Genomic DNA, 2,532 nt, shown 5'->3' with positions numbered 1-2,532 from the left:
GACGGCGGTTGGCGCAGTTGGAATACGCCACATTTGCTGCCGGGGACAACCGGGTCGAGTGGGATGGGTTATCGGAAAAGGGCGAGAGACTGCCAAGCGGGATCTACTTCATACGCGTCGCGGGAAAAGGCGTAGAAGCGGTATTGCGCGCGGCGTTGGTGCGGTGACCGGAGCGCCGACGCTCGTTCCTTGCCCAATCCCCCCCCAAATGCTACATTCGCAGGTCCGCCGGCCCTTTTCGGTCGGCTCCGGACGCATCGCCGAAGTGTGGAACTTTCTGCGATGGCGCCCGCAACATGTTGATTTAGCGCAGGATGCGCGCAGCGTCCCGGCGGGCCGGCTCGAAAGAGCGGGGCCCTCGGGCGGGCACGCCCTTTTGCCGTGACCGGCCCCCGGGGGCCGTGCGCGGGTGCGCCAAAGACCGACCAGACAGGAAAAAGACCGTGTTCCAGGACCTGACCAGGCGGCTCGACGCGACGCTCAAGAAGCTGTCCGGCGCCGACCGTCTGACCGAGGACAACATCAAGGAAGCGCTCCGCGAGGTGCGCCTGGCGCTGCTCGAGGCCGACGTCAACTACAACGTCGCCAAGAACCTGATCGCCAACCTCCGCGAGAAGGCCCTCGGCAAGGATGTCCTGGGAAGCCTCACGCCGGCGCAGCAGGTCGTGGGCATCGTCAACGAAGAGCTGACGAAGCTGCTGGGCGGGCACGCCAGCGAACTGAACCTGGACGCGGCCAAGGCGAAGAACAAGGGCATGACCGTGGTCATGGTCATGGGCCTGCAGGGCTCGGGCAAGACCACCTTCTGCGGCAAGCTGGCGCTGCGCATGAAGAAGGAAGGCCGCGTGCCCATGCTGGTCGCGTGCGATATCTATCGCCCCGCGGCCATCGACCAGCTGCACGTGATCGGCGACAGCATCGGCGTGCTGGTGCACAGCGATCGCGAGAAGAAGAACCCGTCGCAGATCGCCAAGCTGGGGCAGCGGCGCGCGCGCGACAACGGCTGCGACGTGCTGATCATCGACACCGCGGGTCGCCTGCACATCGACGACGCCCTCAGGGGCGAGCTCGAGGCGATCCAGCAGATGGTGCCGGCCGACGAGAGCCTGCTCGTGCTCGACGCGATGACCGGCCAGGAAGCCGTGAACATCGCCGGCACGTTTGCCAAGCGGCTGAACTTCGACGGCGTGGTGCTGACCAAGCTCGACGGCGACGCGCGCGGCGGCGCGGCGCTCAGCGTCCTGGAAGTGACCGGCAAGCCGGTCAAGCTCTGCGGCGTGGGCGAGAAGCTGGAGGACCTCGAGGTCTTCCACCCCGACCGCATGGCCGGGCGCATCCTCGGCATGGGCGACGTGCTCACGCTCATCGAGCAGGCCCAGGACAAGATGGACCAGGCCACGGCCGAGCACCTGGCCGGGCGGTTTGCGCAGGGCGAGTTCTCGCTGGAGGACTTCCAGTCGCAGATCAAGCAGATGAAGAAGATGGGGCCGCTCAAGGGCGTGCTCAAGATGCTGCCGGGTGTCGACGGCGACATGCTCGACAAGGCCAAGGTGGACGACAAGCAGTTCAACCAGGTCGACGCGATCATCAACTCGATGACCGTCAAGGAGCGCCGCCAGCCCGACATCATCAACGGTTCGCGGCGCAAGCGCATTGCGAACGGAAGCGGCACCACGGTGTCGCAGGTCAACAAGCTGCTCAAGCAGTATCGCGATATGCGGCGGATGATGCGCGACATCAACGCTGCAGGCGGCCTTGAAGCCTTCGGCAAGAAGGTGTTCAAGGCCTAAGAGGCCGGCTCGCGGCAACGCGAGGGGCCACGTACGCTGCGCGCATGGTGCATGCAGCGAAACCACCGTAAGGGGAGGCTGATAGTGTCCACAACGATTCGTTTGACGCGCATGGGGCGCAAGAAGAGGCCGTTCTATCGTCTGGTCGCGGTCGATCACCGCAAGCGGCGCGACGGCGCCTACCTGGCCAATCTCGGCTACTACAATCCTTTCACGGATCCGTTCGATGTGAAGCTGCACACCGACGAGATCATCACCTGGTTGAGCCGCGGCGCCACGGTTTCCGAAACCGCGCGCAACCTGCTCAAGGGTGAAGGCATCCTCTATCGCTACTCGCTGGTGAAGCAGGGCGTGGATGCCGCCGAGATCGAGGCCCGCGTGACGACCTGGAAGCAGGGCGCCGAGGCCGGCGAAGCCAAGCGCGTGCAGGAGAAGACCGCGCGCCTCGCCAAGGCCGCCGCCGAGAAGAAGGCCGCCGAGGAAGCCGAAGCCAAGGCCAAGGCCGAGGCTGAGGCCGCTGCGAAGGCTGCCGAGGAGGCCGAGGCCAAGGCCAAGGCTGACGAGGAAGCTGCCGCTGCCGCCGCTGAAGGCGAAGCGACCGAGCAACCCGCGGAAGGCGACAGTTGAGCGCCCCGCGCGATGAGTTTCCCGCGGACGAGGCCGTGAACCCGGCCGACCTGCCGCAGGGCGATGAGCTGACCATCGGTCAGGAGCGAGTGCTCGAACTCATCTCCTATGTGGT

The 2,532-nt window shown here is 65.8% G+C and carries 3 protein-coding genes; all 3 read left to right on the top strand.

Going from position 1 to position 2,532, the window contains the following annotated elements; all coding sequences use genetic code 11:
• Positions 1–8 precede the first annotated feature (8 nt).
• Positions 9–167 carry a FlgD immunoglobulin-like domain containing protein gene (locus IT540_RS20855; RefSeq protein WP_366030115.1) on the top strand — a complete coding sequence of 53 codons (159 nt, stop codon included), beginning with the start codon at positions 9–11 and terminating at the stop codon, positions 165–167.
• Between the two features lie 276 nt (positions 168–443).
• Positions 444–1,790 (top strand): signal recognition particle protein, encoded by a 1,347-nt coding sequence (gene ffh, locus IT540_RS16440; protein ID WP_291180427.1) that lies wholly within the window; start codon positions 444–446, stop codon positions 1,788–1,790.
• Between the two features lie 84 nt (positions 1,791–1,874).
• Positions 1,875–2,417 (top strand): 30S ribosomal protein S16, encoded by a 543-nt coding sequence (rpsP, locus tag IT540_RS16435; protein WP_366030112.1) that lies wholly within the window; start codon positions 1,875–1,877, stop codon positions 2,415–2,417.
• The last annotated feature ends 115 nt before the right edge of the window (positions 2,418–2,532 follow it).

Source organism: Hyphomicrobium sp. (assembly GCF_020852195.1).
GTDB lineage: Bacteria > Pseudomonadota > Alphaproteobacteria > Rhizobiales > Hyphomicrobiaceae > Hyphomicrobium_C.
Note: the sequence above shows the minus strand (reverse complement) of the source record. Positions and strands in the feature narration are given on the sequence as shown.